This window comes from Leptospira haakeii (genome assembly GCF_002812045.1).
Classification (GTDB): Bacteria; Spirochaetota; Leptospiria; order Leptospirales; family Leptospiraceae; genus Leptospira_B; species Leptospira_B haakeii.
Genome location: NZ_NPEG01000009.1, coordinates 97,868 through 116,332, shown reverse-complemented (window position 1 = coordinate 116,332; position 18,465 = coordinate 97,868). Strand labels below are relative to the sequence as shown.

Genomic DNA, 18,465 nt, shown 5'->3' with positions numbered 1-18,465 from the left:
GAGTGAGATCGGCATAATCAAACCATTCTCGGGTGCGATTATGATAAAAAGAATTCTCCTTAGCTTTTCCCTTTCTTTCAGTATGTTACTGATGTCCTGCGCATCTTCCAACGATCCTAATTACGCTTGGTTGATGAGTCTTGTAGCAGGGTCCACTGCGGTGCAGGCTCCTTCCGGTCCTACTGATTTCGGAATCGATATCAACGATGAGACCGCTCCTGTTGATTTCGTATTCGATACTACGCGTACAATCACCGTAAACGTTCAAGTAATAGATCCTGTTGCTCCAGTGAACGGTTCTATGGTGCAAGTTACTGTACCTTCTGCCGTACCCGGCGCCGCTAGTAATAAATCCGTTTTTAAAGCTTACACAAATTCGAGCGGAGAAGTTACCGGTAGTTTTACAATTGATGGCGATACTAAAACAGTCCATCTATCAGTCGAAGCTTACGGTAAATTTTACGAAGCAGATATTTCCATCGTAACAGTAAGTAAAGTAGATCGTAGGATCTCCATAGGGTTTACTGCAACAGTACAACAGATCATCGATACCGATGGGGATGGTGTACAAGATTTCGAAGATGTATTCCCGAACGATCCATCAAGAGCGAGTTCTATCCGAGTTCCTGCGGAAGATTATTACACTACATCGTACGAAGACTTATTTCCTAAACAAGGGGATGCGGATTTTAACGACTATGTGATCCGTTCCTATTTCGAAGAAGATCTGAACAAAGCCGGAGAAGTTGTAAGAGTGAGAGGTTATTTCACTCATGTTGCTAAGGGTGCAGGATATAATCATACTCTTCGTTTCGGATTGCCTGGAGCAAGTGTAGCGAGTTATTCACTTCTGCGCTATGCAGCCGACGGAACCACCTTGGAAGAAAACTTAAGTGGAACTCCTACATCGATCTCTGATTTGGAAATTTTAGGAAATAGCTCTACTACAATTTCCAAATCAAATGCATCTAAAACGGATACTGTTTTCGTAAAAGGCAAAACAGCAAAGTTAGAAGTAATCCTTTCGGCTCCAATTTCCAAACTGGCATTAGGGCCTGCACCTTATGATACATTCATAAGAGTGCTCAATACCGGTAAGGATATACATGCAGCAGGTAAGTATTTCGACGCGGAAGGTAAGGACATCTACAGAGATTCTACCGGATTTCCTTGGGTACTTCTTGTACCTGGAAACTTCCAATGGCCTTACGAAGCTACTGACATACGTAACTCCTATCCTACTTTCAAAACTTGGTATGAATCTCTTGGAACCACAGATACTGATTGGTTCCGAACTCCGAATACTTCGGCAGTGTTTCCGGCTACGCCCTAATTTGGGACTCCTGAAAGAGTAAAAGCAACCTCCCCCTTCCCTCATTCGGCCGAGGGGAGGGGTTTTTTTCCTTTTCGAGCCATAAGCCGGACTATATCCTGAACTTTAAGTGGCTTCAGGACTCCTCAAACGAAAAGATACAAAACAATCGGGCTCATACTCCGGTAAGGAGCAGGCCTCTAAATTCCTATCCTTGGTAGAGGAGATCTCCCCTATCGTTGCCTTGGACGAAAATAATATAGTCCGATTTGCGAACGCATCTTTTAAAAAGGAGTTCAGACTTAGATTTGCAAGTCCAACAGGCAAAAACCTATTCAATCTATTAAAATTAGATTCAAAAGAAGAAGCTAACCTAAGAGAAAATCTTCATAAAGCTCTCAAAACAAAATTACAAAACCAGGAATTCAAAAAAGGAAAGAAATCTTACGGATATTCTATCTTTAAATTCAAAGACAGCCTGGGTATGATCTTAAAAGACATCACAGAGAACAAAAAGTTAGAGAAAAAGATCGCAACTCTTCACACACAAGTACTCGCTTCCCAAGAAGAGGAGAGATCCAGACTCGCAAGAGAACTTCATGATGGAGTCGGGCAACTTATACTCGCAGCAAAATTACATTTCCAAGCTTATCAAAAATCGGAGAAGGAACATCCTGAATCTTTCGGCTCCGGCCTAGGGCTCATTGATCGAGCTAGCCAAGAACTTCGCGAAATTTACACAAATTTGCAACCTTCTTCCTTAAAAGAACTTGGGCTGGAAGCCGCTTTAAGCTCTCTAGCGAACCAAATTTTTCCGATACAAAAAATTAAAGTAAAATCCGAGTTTAGAGTTCCCGAAAAAATTCCTCAGGAAATACAGAACCAAGTTTTCAGAATATTACAGGAAATTTGTGCGAACATTCTGAAACATTCCCAAGCGAATAAGGTGGAGTTAAAAATCTTTTCCGAAAAAGATACTCTAGTAGTTTCTGCAAAAGACAACGGAAAAGGATTTAAAGAAAAAGAAGCCAGAATAAAATCTACCGGATACGGATTGGAAAATATTCGGAGAAGAACCGAGGACCTAAACGGTACTCTTTTTTTAGAAACGGAACCTAATAAAGGTACTCAATATGTGCTCAGGATCCCGTTAAAAAAACGTTCCAAGGAGAAAGTATGAACGCCCAACCCTCCGTTTGCAAACTCTATCTTGTAGACGACCACGCAATCTTAAGAGAAGGTCTTAGACTGATCATTTCCGGACAAAACGATCTGGAAATCATCGGTGAAAACGGGAACGCCGAACAGGCGCTAGACGAGATCGGTAAATTAGAACCTGATATTCTGATCACTGATATCTCCATGCCGGGAGTCAGCGGTATAGACCTAGTCAAGGGAGTAAAAAGATACTATCCTAAGGTTCAGGTGATCATCCTATCCAGACATGATAACGAAGAGTATATCCAAAAACTGGTGGATCTCGGGATCAATGGTTACGTTCTAAAAGACGACGCCGGAGAGGATCTACTCAGAGCGATCGACGCAGTCCGCAGAAAAGAAACTTACTTAAGCCCAAGGATCGCAACCCGAGTTCTCTCCGGAATCGGAAAGAAAAAAACGGGAGAACTCCAAGAAGAAGGCCCTTCCGTATTCTCAGTACTTTCCGACAGAGAAAGACAGATCTTAAAATTGATCTCCGAGGGGAACTCCAACGAGAAGATAGGAAAACTTCTTCATATTTCTCCCGCTACTGTAAAGGTACATAGAGCAAACATTATGAAGAAATTGGACTTACACAAGGTAGCTGACTTAGTAGTCTACGCGATCCGCGCAGGTATTGTAGAGAGTTAATTTCTAACGCAAAGCAAACGTAAGAGCGTATCGCAAGTAGTTCCGAATCCTACTCCCGAATCAAACGCAGTCTCAGTTTGTAAGCCTGGGCTGCCGTAATTCGCATCATCTGTAAAATTTGAAGATCCCCAATTATTGCAATTCGTTCCCGAGCTATATCCGGAGCCTGTATTTGTGATTCCGGTCCAATAATCTCCGGCTCCTGGAATTCCAGTCGCATTATCCATCGGAAGGACAGGCAATGAAGAGCCATCCGTATGAAAGATGAGAGTCTGTCCAGGATTCATCGCATAATAACTCGTATTTGGAAATAATGGCCAGCCGGCCCCTCCCGGAACTCTGGAAGAAGCAGCAAGCAATGCAACATATTCCAAAGAAGAACCAGGTAAACTAGGGACCTCTGCATTCTTTGCATTTTGGCAGATCAAATCCGCACCTGAAACTCCTCCTAAGGCACCCGTATTAGTAGAAGTAGTAACAAACAGATAACGTGTTTTTCCTAAAAGTCCTAAAAGAATTAATTCATCTCCGCCTGGAAAAGGTTTAGAACAGGCAAAACTAAAAAGCCCGGAAAGAAGAAGGACCAAAGTATAAATTCGAAGAGCCATAGATCAAAAGCTCCTTGTATATTGGACTTCCCATCTGTTCTGAGAAAATCCGGTATTTGCAAAGGTATTTATATTTCCGCTTCTATCAGGACTCACCTTGAACTGAACAGTATCTCCTTGCGGGAGTTTATTTTCCAACCAAAGAGAAAGTGCGACACTTAGGATCGCAACTCCTCCGATAAGAGCCTGGTTGTTCTGGTGCATTTCATATTCTTTCTTATCATTCTCTCTTGCCTGCCAAAGATAAAGAGTGAATGAAGAAGGTAGATTTAAACTTAAGACAGCGATATTCATCGGGTCGTTTAACGGTTTTGAGGCGAGAATATTCCCAGATTCCCTTTCAGAATTCCCCATATAAGCAAGAAGCCCGAACCAGGCCCAGATACTGTAGGACTTCCAACGCTCACCTTTTGAATAATATCCTGTCCCAGGGATCCAAACAAACTTAGAAGTTTTGATTCCTTTACTTGCCTCTTCTTTTTCCGCCAAGGCAACCGCCTTAGGACGGTCCTGCTCTACTTTAAAATTTGTCCAAGGAGTATAAGAAGAAGGTTTTCCGAATCTATTTAACGCAGCGATTCTGTATTCATAAGTTCCGGCTTCTAAGGAGAATTCTATCTCGTTCTCGGAGACTTTCTTTTCTAAAAATAATTCTTGAGGAGGTTCCGTTTTTCGGACTTCCACCACGTAACCGCGGCTTCCTTTTACTTCTTTCCATTCTATATAATATACGAAACTTTTTTTCTCACCAAAAATTCCCGAAGATACGGAAAAGAATATTAGAATAAATTGAAATACGATAGCGAAATTTTTTCCGCGGAACAAAAACATGCCTTCTCCTTAAGGGCGGGCGCCGCTGGATTTTGTTTCCGGGGCTTCCAATTCTTCCCTAAGTAATATTTTGAAATCCGCTTCCGATCTTAGGTTAGGGTCTGCATCCGATTCTATGGTCCACCGGAATGTTCCTACATCCAGTTTTTCCAAGTCTTTGAATACTAACCTATCACCTTTTGTCTTTTTTTCATAGATTAGCTCGTCGCCTGAGCCTCTCTTATAAAAAAGACGAAATTTCCATTCGCTTTGTTTCTGTTTGGCGGAAAATTTCCAGCGGAAAGAGATACTTTCTTTACCTGTCATATCCACCAAAGTGCCGTTTTTCGGAAAATCTACGGAAAGATCCGAACTTGCCTGCGTCTCCGGAGCCGTAACATTGCCTTGTTTATTCTCTGCAACTTGGACCACAGGAAGAGTAATGGAAAATTTACGCACTTCGGAGAATGTTTCTGTTCCGGGAAGATTTGTATAAGACTGCACTCTCCAATAATAAGTTCCAGGATCCAACGTAAGAGAAAAATTCGTACGGAACACTTGGGTCTCGGATAAAGATCCAAAATTAGGATCGTTAGAGATCTGTAATTTATAGCCGCTTGCTATCTTTTGTTTTGCCCAGGAGAAGGCGACGGTCCTATCTTCTTGAGAAAGATCTTTTTTAGGATAATGTAATTCTACAGGGAAGTTAGGAAGAACTCTGAACTTTCTTACTTCCGATACTTTTTTGCCATCCTTGGAGCTAATCCTCCAAAAATAGATACCTTCCGGGAATTTTTGTTTATAATAAGCTTCTTTGGAAGGCCGTTTAGAAATATAAACGGAGAAATCTCGTCTAGGAGAAATTTCTAATATACCTTCTTCTCCGCCTTCCCAACGGAATTCGACCGTCTGCTCTAATTCCGCAGGGAAATATCGATGAGAATCCTCAGGACTTACTAGGTTCCAATTTTGGCCTAGCTTATTCCCATTTAGGGAACTTTCTTTTTCACCTAGTGTCTGTTTAACCGCTCCGTCTTCGGACCATTCTACCTGTCCTCTCTCTACATCCAATCTGGTACCATTTTCGTTTTTGGTAACTTGGAATTTGGAACCTAATTCAGCTTCTAAACCTACTGTTCCAGCAATTACAGAGAGTACTTTTTTCCCACTCTCTACTAGGATATTCCCTTCGTTCAGATCTAAATTTTCTTTATTCTCTTTTAGCTGAAGAACTACCATAGATTGAGGATCTAATTCGATTCGCGTGCCCGATTTTAAAAATACTACTGCTTCGGAAGCCTCATCTGTTCGGATAGAATCCCTATCATAGACAGGCATTCCTTGATCCAGATCTTCCCATAACATTCTGTCCGGAAATTTTCTTTGTGCGGTTTTGTATCGGAAGGAGACGGTTCCCATGATCTCTTTTCCGACTCCACCGTTCGATTTGGATTCGAAATATAGAAGGTATAAAGATAAAAAGAGTACAACAAAGCAACCGATACCAACCTGCCATTCTCTTTTATATATTCTCCAGTCCATATTTTATTCCGCTATAGCCTTAGAAGGAGAATCAGGTTCAGGTATTCCACAAACCTTGCGAAGTTCTTTTAGATTTTTAGGACAGTCAGGATCTTCTAACCAGCCTAATACTGCATAGAGTTGTTGCGGTTTTTCTTTTCCTCGGATCCAAACAGGTGGAAGTGTTTCGAATTTATAATGATCTTTTACTTTTTCATAAGACGTTTCCGAAACCAATATATCCGTTCCGAATTCTTTTGTTAAATATTCTATACGAGAGGCAAGATTGACTGCATCACCAATAACCGTGAACTCCAGCTTTTTCTCGGAACCGATCTGACCTACTACCACAGGTCCAGTATTGATCCCACATCCAAATCTTGCTTGAGGTCTTCCTATTTCGTTTCCGATCCGATTGAATTCCATCAACGCATTTCGCATTAGTAATGCAGAGTTGATCGCATTCCTTGCATCGTTCTCATCCGTGTACAATGCACCCCAATGGGCCATGATCGCATCGCCGATGAATTTATCCACGATCCCTTCTGTGAGATAGATACATTCCACCATTTCGGTGAAGTATGCATTTAGGAAATCAACCACCTCACTGGGCTTTAATTTTTCCGACATCCCTGTGAAGTTTCTTAAGTCGGAGAAAAATACCGTTACATCCTTAGTTACCCCGCCTAAAGGAATGTCTCCCGCGAGTGCACGTTCTGCGACTTCCTTGTTCACGAATTTTCCGAAAGTATCTTTGATCTTCTCTCTTTCTTCTAATCCGTGAGCCATTTTTAGGAATGAATTTGTTAGAACTCCAACCTCGTCCCTGGTTACAGGTTTGATTCCTACTTTATAATTCCCTCTTTCGATCTGTCTTGTAGCACTTAATAAATTGATAAGTGGAACAGTTAAAGTTCTGGAGAATAGGAACACCACTAGGAATGCAAGACTCAAGACTGAGATCAGAATATAAAAGTTCTGCCTTCTGATCCTATAAACTGCTTCGAATGCTTTCTCTGCTTCGATGGAAGATACTACTGCAAGATTACCATCTTCTAATTGTTGGAAAGATCCTAGGGTTTCCTTTCCTTCGAAGATAGAGGTTTGAGAACCATTGTCTGCAGGACTTCTTAATAAAAATTGGACTAAGGGGTTTTTAGAATAATCTTTCGCCGAAACTGTTTCAGATTCTTCAGTGTGAGCAACTAATCTTCCCTTTGAATCTACCACCCAAATTGCGAATAATTCAGTTTGTAAAGCGGACCTGGCGGCTTCCCAAAGATCTTGGGGAGAAATTAAGAAGAATCCTTGTCCTTTCCCGACTTTATCCTTCTCTATAAAAAGTACAGTAGGGAATCCGAATTTTGAGCTAATATTTTCCAATCGAGTGGATTCGAATTCGGAATCGAAATATTTTTCTTTTTCTTCTTTGGATATGGAAACCCATAAACCGCGAATCTCATCTTCTTCTTTCCTAAGATCTCGAAGGAACCTTGGATTAAAAACAAGTGCAGATTCTCCCTCTTCGTATTTTCCCCACGCGAGAACTTTAGGATGAGTGGAAAAAAATCCTGAGATATAAGCAGGAGGAGAAGTTTTTTTAGAATCGGAACCTTTAGAAGGACGAATATCTCTTTTGTCCGAAAACTCGGATGATTTATTAGAAAGTTCTTTGATCCGGAGACCTACTTGTAGCCCAGTCAATCTCGCCAAACTTAAGTTATACTCTTGGATCAATGATACCGTATAATTTCTAAAAAGACTTGTGGCGAGGCCAATCACAAGCCCCATACTCACTACTACGATCGCAGAAACGATCGCGAGAAGTTTGACTCGAATCGTGATCCTTGAAGCTTTAAAATCCTCGCCATGATTTTTAGGAGGTTCTTGTTTTTCTTTTTTAGGTTTTTCGGATATTATATTAGGAGAATATGGTGTATATACTTTAGGAGATTCTTCTTTTTTGGCGGAAAGGATCTCGTGCATCAATTTTACGAATTCATTGGATTCGTTTTCGGAATAACAAACAAGTACGGAGCCTAAATGAGATCTAAGAAAACGATCTAATTTTCGCGCAGAGTCCGGGGAAGAACGGAACTTTGCGCCGTCCATCGTAGAAAGACGTATCTTATCCTCTTGGAGTTTTTTCACCAGGTCCTTGAATACTTGGCTATTTTTCCAACCGCTTGCTTCCGATTTCGTTCCCCAAAAAACTACCTCTTGGATACCTCTAGTATGGATCTCATCCATCCATTCGGAAAGATTTCCACCTTCTTCCGGAAATTGTCTAGAGTATGCGGACATAGTGTCCGTCAGGGGAACTTCTAAAATTTGATTTTTTCCGACTCCCTCTTGCATGGGGATAGGAGTCTCTGAAATCTCTCTAGTTTGTCATTACAAAATCCAATTTTATCTTCCTTTAGATTTGCCCTCGGTTTGCCACATAATTCGGCACTTCCATTTTTTCTTTTCTAGAAAATACTTCCTCTTAATTTGGGAGAATGATTTGGATGGACTCGGTTTTAGGTTCTAATTGGTTACTAGGAGCAATTTCGGTTATTTCCGGAATTCTTTTGGGTTATCTTTTTGGTGGGTTCATAGTTCCAAGGCTTGCAAAAACTCTCACAAAAGATCAGTTAGATACCAAACATCCTCTTTACACCGCACTTCTCTCCTTAGTTAGATTTTCCTTTTTTATTTTTGGATTATATACTGCTCTTCGATTCTTAAAATTAGATACTTCCTCAGAAGAAAAAATTTCCCTTTATCTAAAAGTATTCGGCATCTTGGTATTCACATTCTCCTTTGCAAGAGTCGGTTCGGGTGCTTTTACTTTATATTCTTCAAAAGCAGAAGGGCTTCTACCCTCCGCATCCATACTTAATAATATAGTTAGAATTCTGATCTTACTCACCGGAGGTTTGGTCGCATTACAAACTCTGGGTATCTCCGTTACTCCTGCTTTGACCGCATTAGGAGTGGGAGGTCTTGCATTCGCATTAGGTTTACAGGAAACTCTTTCCAATTTGTTTGCAGGACTTGGAGTTTTGCTGGGTAAAAAAGTATCCGTAGGAGATTATATTTCTTTAGAAACAGGAGAAGAAGGTCTGGTAGAAGATATCAATTGGAGAACCACTTCTCTCAAAAAAAGAAATGGAAGCACGATCATCATTCCGAATGCGAAGATGTCCAAGACTACCTATACGAATTATAGTCTTACAAACACAGGACTTTGGACTGAATTGGAGATCAGCATTCCTAAAGAAGGAAATTTAGAAAAATTAGAATCTATCCTTATTCAAACCGCGAATTTTTCCTTAACTCATATCTATGGAAAAAATGGTTATAATGAATCCAAAATTTCATTTCGTTATGTTTCCTTCGGTCAATCTAATATCGATTTGGTGATCCACCTTCCTTTAAAAAACATAGACGACTCAGGACAAATTAAATCCATTTTCATAAAATCCTTGCATTCTCAATTTAGATCAGAAGGAATCGATAACATATCCGCGAAAACTGTAAAATAATCAGAAACAATCTAATCTATTCGTGGAAATCAGTCGTAATAGAGATCATATGCGAAACGTTTTAGAAAACAAACTTTGGTTTTATGTTCATGTACTTAGCTTGGACATTTGTCTTGGCGTTTTAGGTTCCGGAGCCTTGGCAACTGTAGTGACTGGCGCCAAGATGAAAACAGTATGGTGGTTTCTTCTTCCGTTAAGCGTTTGGGTCATCTATACCTTGGACCATTTATTGGATGGTAAGAAGGTAGGAGAAAATTCCATCAATCCACGTCACAAATTCCATTACGACAATTCCAGAGTTTTGACAATACTCTGCACAATTGCGGCAATCATTTCTGCAGTCCTTGCATTCTTATTATTAAGAGAGATCGTTTTACTTGGCGGAGTATTATTAGCAGCCTTGGCTACCCTTCATTTAGGAATCGCTCGTTGGGGAAAGATACGTTTCGGAAAAGAATTCTCGGTAGCATTGATCTATACTTTAGGAGTTTGGTTTGGCCCTCTATTGGTTGTAGGGTTTCGTTCTTGGATAGTTCCCCTTCTTCTTTTCTTATTCTTTTTAGGTACCGTTCTGAATTTAGTAATGAATTCTCTCATGGAAGCAGAGTTAGACGCGAGGGAAGGTCAGGTTTATCTATTAGGAGTCCTTTCTCCCAAACTTGCTAAGGAATGGGTGTTACGATTGTCCTTGCTCGGATTTCTAGCTGCCTTAGTATTGGCCGGCGGAATACGGAAATGGGCGCCGGGCACCTCGGTTTCGGCCTCTTTGGTGATCGCTCTGATCTGTGCAGTTCCGGGAGGAATCCTGCGTTACGCGGATAAATTCCAAGATTCTCAAAAGTATAGGATCCTTGGAGAGGGAGTTTTTATCTTGGGACTTGTCCCTTGGTTCTTAAACTTCCTTTAGATCCTTGACCACCTAAGAAATTTAATATCGGAGATAAAAATATGGGAGAATTTTTCAAAGACAAAGTCGTATGGATTACAGGAGCTTCTTCCGGGATCGGTGAATCTTTAGTAAAAGAAGCCGCCAGAAGAGGAGCGACTTTAGTTCTTTCTTCCAGAAGAGAAAAAGAACTCAAAAGGGTCCGCAAAGAGAACGGACTAACGAATTCAAACAGCATGATCCTTCCTTTGGATCTAGAAGATTATAAAAAGTTAGGAAAGGTTCCCGCTCAAGTTATTAAGACTTTCGGAAAGATAGATGTGCTCATCAATAACGGAGGGATCAGCCAACGTTCTATGGCTCATGAGACTTCCTTAGAAACTTATGAAACTTTGATGAAGGTAAACTACTTCGGCAATATTGCTCTGACACTTGCAGTACTTCCTCATATGAGAGAAAGAAAACAAGGTTGGATCTCCACAATTGCAAGTGTTGCAGGACTAATCGGAGTTCCATTGAGAACTGGATATTCTTCCACTAAATTTGCATTAACCGGTTTTTATGAAGCACTTAGAGCTGAAAATACAAAAGAAAATCTGAAAGTTACCTTGGTTTATCCTGGTTTTGTGAAGACTAATATTTCACATAACGCGCTTAAAGGAGATGGAACTCCTCAAAAGAAAATGGATAAGGTAATCGAAAACGGGATCGACGCGGACGAATGCGCTCGCAAGATTTTGGATGCGATCGAGAACGAAGATCTGCAAGTAATCATTGCCGGTGGAAAAGAAAAATTTGGTCTGTTTTTAAGACATTATTTCCCTAAGTTTTTCGCGAAGTTTTTGTCTAAGACCGCAGTTACCTGAAATTGTAGGAATTCCTACAGGGGTCAAAACTTACCCCCACCCTGGCATTGGGAGGGGGGAGTGGCCCGTGGGAGACCTTTTGCCATCTATCATAAAACTGCAATATTCGCAGCTACAAATTTCTGCGAATTTTGTAGGAGCTCCTACATTTTAGCACAAAAAGAATATTCTTGACTCAGTGGAAGTAATCGCGGCAGCGATGCGCAGATCTTTAGTCCGGACGAAGTCCGGATGAGCGGTAGCGAAATCGGAGCAGCGCGGCCCGAGCTTAGCGAGGCGGCCGCCCAATTTTTCCGTATGTAGGAATTACAACAATTTCGAATTTTAGCTCTACTTCCTCATCTTCCAAACAAATCGTATCTTCTCATTCCGAAAATCTTCCGGATGAGTTTGTTTCGTGATATCCTGGATATCTTCCCACAAAAGTTCATCTGTATCCAATTTGAATTTTCTAAAATTTGTGGAGAAAAAGAGAATCGCACCTGTCGCAGAAAAATCCCTAAAAATTGAATTTAGTAAAAAAGTATAATCCCTTTGCACATCGAAAATATCTCTCATCTTCTTGCTATTAGAGAATGTAGGTGGGTCGACTATGATAAGATCGTATTGTATTCTTTTAGGATTATTTCTTTCTCTTTTTAACCATTCCGTAATGTCTTCTCTGATAAACTCGTGGCCTTCGTGAGAAAATCCGTTTAGTTCAAAGTTTTCCTTGGACCAGTCCAAGTATTTTTGAGAAAGATCCACGCTAGTAATTTTTTCCGCACCACCATCGGCAGCATATACTGAGAATGCGCCTGTGTAAGAATATAAATTCAAAACATTCTTCCCTGAGGCTTCTTTTCTAAAAAGATCTCGCGTAGTTCGGTGATCCAGAAAGAGTCCAGTATCAAGATAATCGCTTAAGTTTACCTTAAATTTCAATCCGCCTTCGTTTGCTTGGATGGATTTCTCTTGTGTATCCAACTTTTCGTATTGCAGATTTCCTTTCTTACGCTCTCTGGTTTTCCAAAACAAATTTTCAGGATCAATTTGAAGAATTTCGATTATAAAATTTCGGATAGTATTTCTCTCCGATTCTCTTTCCTCTTCGGACATCGGATAAGAATTCAAATATTCAGAGACTAGGCAAAAATTTTCGTATAGGTCGATTACGATAGGAACCTGCGGAATGTCGCGATCGTATATCCGAAAGCAGGTAATCCCTCTTCTTCTTGCCCATTTTTTCCAATGTTTGGACATCCTGGTCAGACGATTGGAGAACATTTCTAAATGTTTCATTATATTAAAATTATCGAATACTTATGTGGAGTTTTTTACCTAAAACTTTGGCTACTTTTTCCAGAGTAGATAAACGAATATCTTCGGCATGATTCTCCATTCGAGAAATTACACTTTTTTTAGTTTTTAGGCGAACTGCGAGATCTTCTTGAGTAAACCCCTTTTTAACTCTTAACTCTCTCAGATAAAGTCCAATCTTGAAATCATTAAATCCAGCTTCATAATTTTCGGAAAATTTCGGGTCTTTTTTCTTCCGTTTATTAATATATTTATTCAGATCGCTCATTTATTTAACCTATCAAAATAATCCTTTCTATATCTCTCTGCTTTTACAATTTCTTTATCAGGTGTTCTCTGGGTCTTCTTTTGAAATCCATGAGTTAAGACTAACTTATTCTTTTCCGCCCAAAAAGCAAAAATCCGGTAAGCGTTAGAGCCGTACTCGACCCTACATTCCCAAATTTCATCGGTCCCAATCATCTTTTTGAAAAATTGCTTAGAAACAATTTTTCCTTCTTCTATAATTTTTAAGACCCAGGTAATTTTCTGAGCAACTTTCCCAGGTTGAGAATCTAAAAATTCTTCTACCGGACATCTACCTTTCTCTTTCTTAAAAAATTCGATTCGAATCATTCAAATCGAATGTTAGCTTTTATGCTAACCAATGTAAAATAAAATACAGTATTAAAGCAAGCTATAAACTAGAATATTGATTCCGTACTCGTTCAACTTTTAGAAGAACGCTGTTTCATTTCTCCCAAAGTTTCGGATCCACCTCTACTAGGGGATAAACTTTTGCATCCCCGTCGTTATAATGCCACCATTCAGAACTGATCTGTTTGAATCCATGCTTTGTTAGAATTCCAACCAAGACCTCCAAATTTTTAGAAACTGTCGGCTCCAGATCCTTACGAAAAGGAGAAGCCTTATAAGTGAATTCATCGTAAAGACTTGGCATTTCCAATTCGTTTCCTTCCGAATCGATAAGCGTGAGATCTACTGCTCCGCCTCGATTATGAACGGAACCGCCCTTTGTTGGATTTCCAACATATCTTGGATTGGGAACCTTCTCCCATAAAATTTTTTGCGCATAAGGAGGACGATACCCATCCCAAATTTTGATCCTGTATCCGTAGGTTTGGAATTCGGAGTTAGCGGCTTTTAATTTTTCTGCAGTTTCTTTTCTGAGCAAACAGGTTTGGAAGGGATAGATAATCGACCCCGTAAAATTTTCAGAAGTGGAATAGCGCAGATCTATCTCTATATTCGGATCAATATCTCTTATGTTTACCAATCCTTTTTCGATCTTCAAAGGTGGTGGGCTTTCTTCTAATTTTGGGATTGGAGGTTTTTGACAATAGAAGAAGGTTAACAGAAAAAAGACGATCAGACCAAAACTGCGAACTCTCATACAAGAGTTGATTTCGACCCTTAAACCTTAATTGTCAATCAATACTAAATGATTAGCTTCAGGAACGAGTTTGTTATAATCTTCCGGCAAATACGAATCTAGTCTTATAGTAATTCTCATCCAGAGAATTGACTGTTACACCTTTGACTACGGAAGCATGTACGAACTTTCTATCCTTGAGATAAACTCCTACATGACTGATCTTCTCGCCATATATATTAAAAAATACTAAATCTCCCTCCTGCAAATCGGAGTCAGAGATCCTTTTGACCTGCTTGGAGATATTCTCGGAAGAACCCGCTATCGTTTTGGAATATGCTTTTTTTACAAGCTTTGCGGCAAGACTGGAACAATCTATCCCTGATTCGTCTTTTCCATTGTCTCTATGAGGAGTTCCGATCCAATGTTGGGTTTCTTTGAACAATTCCAAATTATCCTTGGAATCGATCTCTAATTTCCATGTTTCATAAAAGTATTGATGAACTTCTTTATCGGATAAGGATTTTGCTTGGTCTGCGACAAGTACCAATGCGAAAAAAGGTATGATCAAAAAAGAAAGGGCTCCCGAGTTCGGGAGAACTTTCTCTTTCCATAAAACTAGAATTTTTTGGATTCCGTTCAAGATCATGTTTATCTGACCCTTTCGGAACGGATCTGGTTTCTTTTTTTTCTAGTTCGGGTTAATTACAATTTTACGTTTTTTAGCCGATTTCCCAAACAAACTCTCTTATCTTTTCGCTCACCATATCAGGCATTGTTCTTTGGATCCAGTGATTGCTATCATATGTATATTCTTTATAAGAATCACAGATCCTTTCATGAAGTCTGTATAACTCCGGTCGGATCGCAAAATCTTTGAGAGGAATTAGAACCTGGACTGGAGCTTTGATATGTTTCGGTTCCGGATACTTCTCCCCTCTAAGTAGCTCTCTATACAAATTCACATTGGAAACTGTGGTTGCAACGATCTCTTCTTTGGATTTATTCCTAAGTGTGTCATTCTTAGGAACTCCACCCGTATTCATTGTATACTTCCAGAAAAATTTACTGAAAGTTTTCCAGATCCATTCAGGCACAAAAGGAATTTGGAAATATAGAATGTACCAAGATCTTTTGAGCTGAGAAAGTGCCTTGTACAAAGAAAGTGGATTCCCGGAAAGAGCCATTTGAAAAGCGCTTCTCTTCCCAAGAACAGGGTGAGGCCCGCCCATTGCAGTATAAGATTTTGCCCAAACTGATTTTTGTTCATCGGCAACGAATGCCCAACTGATCAAAGATCCCCAGTCATGGGCAACAAGATGTACAGGTTTATCATTACCGACAAATCGGATTACTGTTTCAAGATCTTCGAATATTCTACGAACATTATATGCTTTCTGTTTTTTAGGTTTATCCGATTTTCCTGAACCTCTCAGATCCAAAGCGGCCACATTATAATCCTCTTTTAAAGATTCCATCTGGTAGGACCAGACCCTATGATCGTCAGGATATCCGTGAACGAAAAGAACTGTGGGTCTGTTCGGTCTTTCTTTCGCTGTATGGTTGTATTTTACATACAAAGAAACGTCACCGTTATGGACGAAGGTTTCCGTCCAAACTTCCTTTTTTTCCTTTTTTACACCGTTTTCCAGTTGGGTAGCCGCCATATTTTTCGCCTCTTTTTCGTTTAAGAAAATTTTTGTCCTAGTCTTTCCATTCCTCTTAAGAATCCAGGAGACAGTCTGGTCAAGAAACGCAATAACTTCGCAGTGAATCCCGGGAAAACATGCATCTTTCTTTTTTCTATTCCTCTTACTATGGCACGAACTACCATTTGAGGACTGTCTACGATCAAAGAAGGAACTACTTTCGGTTTATCCGTTCCGAATTGTTGAGAATGCAGAATATTCGTATTTGCGAAGAAAGGATACACGTTAGTCGTATATACTCCCTTATGCCTGTAGCCTGAATCTAATGCTTCGCCCAAGGCTCTGATCCCGAATTTGGAAACAGAATAATACACTAACTCGCCTGGAGCTGTGATCCCGGCACATGAGGAAAGATTTACGATCTGTCCGTATTTTCTTTCCAACATTGCAGGTAAGAATAAACGAGAAAGATAGATTGGAGCGTATAAGTTTACGTCCAAGATTAATTTCCATTTGTCCATTGGAACATCCAGTAGTCTTCCACCGAATGCTAAACCTGCGTTATTTACTAGAATATCGATCTTAGGCTGGATCTTGATCGCTTCTTTATACGCTTTTTCGCAACCTGATTCACTGCTTAAGTCTGCTGCAAAACTTCCGAGTATTTTTCCCGAAACCGCTTTAGAATTTTCTAAATAGAATTCTGCTTTGGTCTCCGGCGCTTTCATATCCGTTAGCACTAGATTGGCGCCCTTATTTAATAGTTGTTTGGTTAGTTCTTTACCAAAACCACCGCTTGCTCCGGTGATTAGAATGTTTTTCCCGCTTAATCTGCTCATGCAATTTCCTTATATGTATGCTCTGGGGATTCGAAGATTGCCCTACTCAATTCCAAATTATCTTCTTGTTCCGGATGAAATCCAGGACGGAAGTATCTGAAGAATGCACCCGCAGCATGAAAGAAGACCTTTTCGTCTATAAAGATAAAACGGAAAGCATCTTTTCTAGTTTTCCATTTAAAAGTAAGTCCTTCCTGCCAAAGAAGAATTTCAGCGCCTATAAATGTTGCCGCCCAGAATACGATTGTCACTCCAAGGAAAGTGATCATTCTTCTGAAATAATTTCCGCTGATATCCAAAAACACATCATAAGCCGCTGATTTGTGCTCTATCTCTTCTGCTGCATGCCATTCCCACAGCCGTTTCATCTCCGATTCAGCTTGATCTAATGCCTTAATTTGTAATCCGATCGTAGCCACAAGAGAAGTATAATGTTCCGCACCCGCTGTAGCCGCCAAACAAGACTTAGCCGACATTATCTTTTCCACAAAATTCACGAAAAATGAATTCACAAAGTCTGTGAATGTTTTGATTTTAAATCCTTGGTCTTCGAGAATTTTCCAGGTTTTTTTATGTTCCCCGGCATGTTGGGCTTCTTGGCCCATGAATGCTTTTGCATTTCGAAGAACTCTTGGATCTTTTATATTTGGCAGGAATTTTTGGATACTTCTGATAAAGAATCTTTCTCCATCTGGAAAAAAGAGAGTCCAAGTATTCAAAATATGTGTTTTATAAGCGGAACCGTCCATCCAATGTTTACTGGTTCCATTCTCGCTGAATTCGAATTTAGGTTTTCTGACCGGATAAAAATGAAAATCCTTATCCTGTAATATTTCGCTGCTCATCATAAGCCTTCTAAATTAAATTTATTGAATGTATTTCGTTTAAGCCGGGACTTTTTCTTTTTGTTTCTTAGCGCCTGTGACTGGCTTAGAAGATTTAGATTTTTTCTTCTCCTTCCAAAGGTTTACGTGCGGAAGATCTTCATCCAACCAATAAGCGGTAGAGTCCGTAACTACTAAGATCTCTTCCCATTTTGCTCCGAAAGATTCTGATTCTTTTGAGCCAGAATATATCTTACCTATATGAGGTTCTACTGCCCAGAGTCCCGGTTCTGCTCTGAAGTCGGAACCTTCTCCCCATAATGGTGAATGCCCGGAAACTCCAGGGATTAGATCTTTTATCATTTGAGGGAATAAGTATGCGAATGTTTGGAATGGAAATCCATTCACTCTTCCACCCGGGAGATTATAAGCAGGAAGTCTTCCTACCTTATGACCTAAAACTCCTTGGGGATAGATAGAATGACAGTTAACGTATCCGGAAGCACGTATTCTAGCGTCTACTTCCAGATAAATTTCGGATAAGGTCCTTTCTTCTAAGACCCTTCTTAAGATCAACTCTCTATATTCTTCTAAATTTGTTAATGCCTTATCATGTTCCGGATTTTTTCCGAATGAGAATGCGTAACCCACATCTGCTGCTCTTCCCGCAAACGTAGGAGCTACGTCTAGGATGACTGCCATTCCTTCTTCTAATCTACGGTTAGAAGGTTGGAACTTTCCGCCGAAATGTGGAAGTAGACCTTCTCCCTTTCTTAAATAATTAAGAGATAGCGGACGTTTGAATCCTCTGAATGCGGTTCTGTCTCCGAACCATGCGAAACCATAATGGAAGAAGGATGTGCCTCCCGCATTTCGGATATAATCGTCAATTTTGCGAGCTGCTTCTTTTTCGGTAATCCCTGGGTACAATTCCTTGCGCACAGATTCTACAGCTTCGTATGCCAAGGCTTGCACTTTGCGGTAGGATTCTAATTCTTCTTTAGGATATGTTTCTCGGGACATCGGTCTCTTCTCCTTCCTTGCGGAATCCGATAGGAAGGTTTTATCCTAACCGATATGCGAAAAACAATCGTCCGA

The 18,465-nt window shown here is 40.2% G+C and carries 19 protein-coding genes; 6 read left to right on the top strand and 13 right to left on the bottom strand.

The annotated features are described in order from the left end of the window. Positions 1–40 precede the first annotated feature (40 nt). The 3 genes from CH377_RS14135 to CH377_RS14125 all read left to right on the top strand — a co-directional run bounded on the left by CH377_RS14135 (position 41) and on the right by CH377_RS14125 (position 3,163). On the top strand, positions 41–1,333 hold the full coding sequence (locus CH377_RS14135) for an LruC domain-containing protein (protein ID WP_100724406.1): 1,293 nt from the start codon (positions 41–43) through the stop codon (positions 1,331–1,333). Between the two features lie 109 nt (positions 1,334–1,442). Next, on the top strand, positions 1,443–2,492 hold the full coding sequence (locus CH377_RS14130) for a sensor histidine kinase (RefSeq protein WP_100724405.1): 1,050 nt from the start codon (positions 1,443–1,445) through the stop codon (positions 2,490–2,492). After that, on the top strand, positions 2,489–3,163 hold the full coding sequence (locus CH377_RS14125) for a response regulator (RefSeq protein ID WP_100724404.1): 675 nt from the start codon (positions 2,489–2,491) through the stop codon (positions 3,161–3,163). Before CH377_RS14130 ends, CH377_RS14125 begins: the two co-directional genes overlap by 4 nt. Here CH377_RS14125 and CH377_RS14120 read toward each other — a convergent pair. Genes CH377_RS14120 through CH377_RS14105 form a run of 4 tightly spaced genes read right to left on the bottom strand, consistent with a single transcriptional unit; the run spans position 3,160 to position 8,460 of the window. Beyond that, entirely contained in the window at positions 3,160–3,771 is a 612-nt protein-coding gene (locus tag CH377_RS14120) for a DUF1554 domain-containing protein (protein WP_100724403.1), read from the bottom strand. The genes CH377_RS14125 and CH377_RS14120 overlap by 4 nt on opposite strands. 3 nt (positions 3,772–3,774) lie before the next feature. Next, positions 3,775–4,602, bottom strand: a complete 828-nt coding sequence (locus tag CH377_RS14115) for a hypothetical protein (RefSeq protein WP_100724402.1) — start codon at positions 4,600–4,602, stop codon at positions 3,775–3,777. A gap of 9 nt (positions 4,603–4,611) precedes the next feature. Continuing rightward, entirely contained in the window at positions 4,612–6,123 is a 1,512-nt protein-coding gene (locus CH377_RS14110; RefSeq protein WP_100724401.1) for a FecR family protein, read from the bottom strand. 3 nt (positions 6,124–6,126) lie between these two features. Beyond that, positions 6,127–8,460 (bottom strand): adenylate/guanylate cyclase domain-containing protein, encoded by a 2,334-nt coding sequence (locus CH377_RS14105; protein ID WP_100724400.1) that lies wholly within the window; start codon positions 8,458–8,460, stop codon positions 6,127–6,129. A gap of 152 nt (positions 8,461–8,612) precedes the next feature. Between CH377_RS14105 and CH377_RS14100 the strand changes: the two genes are divergently transcribed. From CH377_RS14100 to CH377_RS14090, 3 genes are read left to right on the top strand one after another with little or no spacing between them, the layout of a single operon-like run. Then, positions 8,613–9,632 (top strand): mechanosensitive ion channel family protein, encoded by a 1,020-nt coding sequence (locus CH377_RS14100; protein ID WP_100724441.1) that lies wholly within the window; start codon positions 8,613–8,615, stop codon positions 9,630–9,632. Positions 9,633–9,681: 49 nt separating this feature from the next. After that, positions 9,682–10,539, top strand: coding sequence for an LA_0991 family prenyltransferase-like protein (locus CH377_RS14095; RefSeq protein WP_100724399.1), 858 nt, complete (start codon positions 9,682–9,684; stop codon positions 10,537–10,539). A gap of 41 nt (positions 10,540–10,580) precedes the next feature. After that, on the top strand, positions 10,581–11,384 hold the full coding sequence (locus CH377_RS14090; protein ID WP_100724398.1) for an SDR family oxidoreductase: 804 nt from the start codon (positions 10,581–10,583) through the stop codon (positions 11,382–11,384). Positions 11,385–11,714: 330 nt separating this feature from the next. On the opposite strand, the gene CH377_RS14085 is transcribed toward CH377_RS14090, so the two are convergent. From CH377_RS14085 to CH377_RS14045, 9 genes are all read right to left on the bottom strand, one after another. Next, complete coding sequence (locus CH377_RS14085; RefSeq protein WP_100724397.1) at positions 11,715–12,665, bottom strand: class I SAM-dependent methyltransferase; 951 nt, start codon at positions 12,663–12,665, stop codon at positions 11,715–11,717. Between the two features lie 10 nt (positions 12,666–12,675). Next, positions 12,676–12,951 carry a helix-turn-helix domain-containing protein gene (locus CH377_RS14080; protein WP_100724396.1) on the bottom strand — a complete coding sequence of 92 codons (276 nt, stop codon included), beginning with the start codon at positions 12,949–12,951 and terminating at the stop codon, positions 12,676–12,678. Next, positions 12,948–13,298 (bottom strand): type II toxin-antitoxin system RelE/ParE family toxin, encoded by a 351-nt coding sequence (locus CH377_RS14075; RefSeq protein ID WP_100724395.1) that lies wholly within the window; start codon positions 13,296–13,298, stop codon positions 12,948–12,950. The genes CH377_RS14080 and CH377_RS14075 overlap by 4 nt, the downstream gene beginning before the upstream one ends. Positions 13,299–13,413: 115 nt before the next feature. Then, positions 13,414–14,076 (bottom strand): D-alanyl-D-alanine dipeptidase, encoded by a 663-nt coding sequence (ddpX, locus tag CH377_RS14070; RefSeq protein ID WP_100724394.1) that lies wholly within the window; start codon positions 14,074–14,076, stop codon positions 13,414–13,416. A gap of 73 nt (positions 14,077–14,149) precedes the next feature. Further along, positions 14,150–14,704 (bottom strand): C40 family peptidase, encoded by a 555-nt coding sequence (locus tag CH377_RS14065; protein WP_100724393.1) that lies wholly within the window; start codon positions 14,702–14,704, stop codon positions 14,150–14,152. 73 nt (positions 14,705–14,777) lie between these two features. Then, a complete protein-coding gene (locus tag CH377_RS14060; RefSeq protein ID WP_100724392.1) occupies positions 14,778–15,722 on the bottom strand; it encodes an alpha/beta fold hydrolase in 945 nt (314 codons plus the stop codon). Positions 15,723–15,742: 20 nt separating this feature from the next. Next, positions 15,743–16,543, bottom strand: coding sequence for an SDR family NAD(P)-dependent oxidoreductase (locus CH377_RS14055; RefSeq protein ID WP_100724391.1), 801 nt, complete (start codon positions 16,541–16,543; stop codon positions 15,743–15,745). After that, the gene (locus tag CH377_RS14050; RefSeq protein WP_100724390.1) at positions 16,540–17,388 is read right to left on the bottom strand and encodes a metal-dependent hydrolase; all 849 of its coding nucleotides are present in this window, start codon (positions 17,386–17,388) and stop codon (positions 16,540–16,542) included. The genes CH377_RS14055 and CH377_RS14050 overlap by 4 nt, the downstream gene beginning before the upstream one ends. Positions 17,389–17,427: 39 nt before the next feature. Next, positions 17,428–18,390: a M24 family metallopeptidase gene (locus tag CH377_RS14045; protein ID WP_100724389.1), complete on the bottom strand. Its 963-nt coding sequence runs from the start codon at positions 18,388–18,390 to the stop codon at positions 17,428–17,430. Positions 18,391–18,465 lie beyond the last annotated feature (75 nt).

Coding starts and splice junctions, on each gene's coding strand:
- CH377_RS14135 (WP_100724406.1), top strand. CDS start 41: ATGATAAAAAGAATTCTCCTTAGCTTTTCCCTTTCTTTCAGTATGTTA.
- CH377_RS14125 (WP_100724404.1), top strand. CDS start 2,489: ATGAACGCCCAACCCTCCGTTTGCAAACTCTATCTTGTAGACGACCAC.
- CH377_RS14120 (WP_100724403.1), bottom strand. CDS start 3,771: ATGGCTCTTCGAATTTATACTTTGGTCCTTCTTCTTTCCGGGCTTTTT.
- CH377_RS14115 (WP_100724402.1), bottom strand. CDS start 4,602: ATGTTTTTGTTCCGCGGAAAAAATTTCGCTATCGTATTTCAATTTATT.
- CH377_RS14110 (WP_100724401.1), bottom strand. CDS start 6,123: ATGGACTGGAGAATATATAAAAGAGAATGGCAGGTTGGTATCGGTTGC.
- CH377_RS14105 (WP_100724400.1), bottom strand. CDS start 8,460: ATGCAAGAGGGAGTCGGAAAAAATCAAATTTTAGAAGTTCCCCTGACG.
- CH377_RS14100 (WP_100724441.1), top strand. CDS start 8,613: ATGGACTCGGTTTTAGGTTCTAATTGGTTACTAGGAGCAATTTCGGTT.
- CH377_RS14095 (WP_100724399.1), top strand. CDS start 9,682: ATGCGAAACGTTTTAGAAAACAAACTTTGGTTTTATGTTCATGTACTT.
- CH377_RS14090 (WP_100724398.1), top strand. CDS start 10,581: ATGGGAGAATTTTTCAAAGACAAAGTCGTATGGATTACAGGAGCTTCT.
- CH377_RS14085 (WP_100724397.1), bottom strand. CDS start 12,665: ATGAAACATTTAGAAATGTTCTCCAATCGTCTGACCAGGATGTCCAAA.
- CH377_RS14080 (WP_100724396.1), bottom strand. CDS start 12,951: ATGAGCGATCTGAATAAATATATTAATAAACGGAAGAAAAAAGACCCG.
- CH377_RS14075 (WP_100724395.1), bottom strand. CDS start 13,298: ATGATTCGAATCGAATTTTTTAAGAAAGAGAAAGGTAGATGTCCGGTA.
- ddpX (WP_100724394.1), bottom strand. CDS start 14,076: ATGAGAGTTCGCAGTTTTGGTCTGATCGTCTTTTTTCTGTTAACCTTC.
- CH377_RS14065 (WP_100724393.1), bottom strand. CDS start 14,704: ATGATCTTGAACGGAATCCAAAAAATTCTAGTTTTATGGAAAGAGAAA.
- CH377_RS14060 (WP_100724392.1), bottom strand. CDS start 15,722: ATGGCGGCTACCCAACTGGAAAACGGTGTAAAAAAGGAAAAAAAGGAA.
- CH377_RS14055 (WP_100724391.1), bottom strand. CDS start 16,543: ATGAGCAGATTAAGCGGGAAAAACATTCTAATCACCGGAGCAAGCGGT.
- CH377_RS14050 (WP_100724390.1), bottom strand. CDS start 17,388: ATGAGCAGCGAAATATTACAGGATAAGGATTTTCATTTTTATCCGGTC.
- CH377_RS14045 (WP_100724389.1), bottom strand. CDS start 18,390: ATGTCCCGAGAAACATATCCTAAAGAAGAATTAGAATCCTACCGCAAA.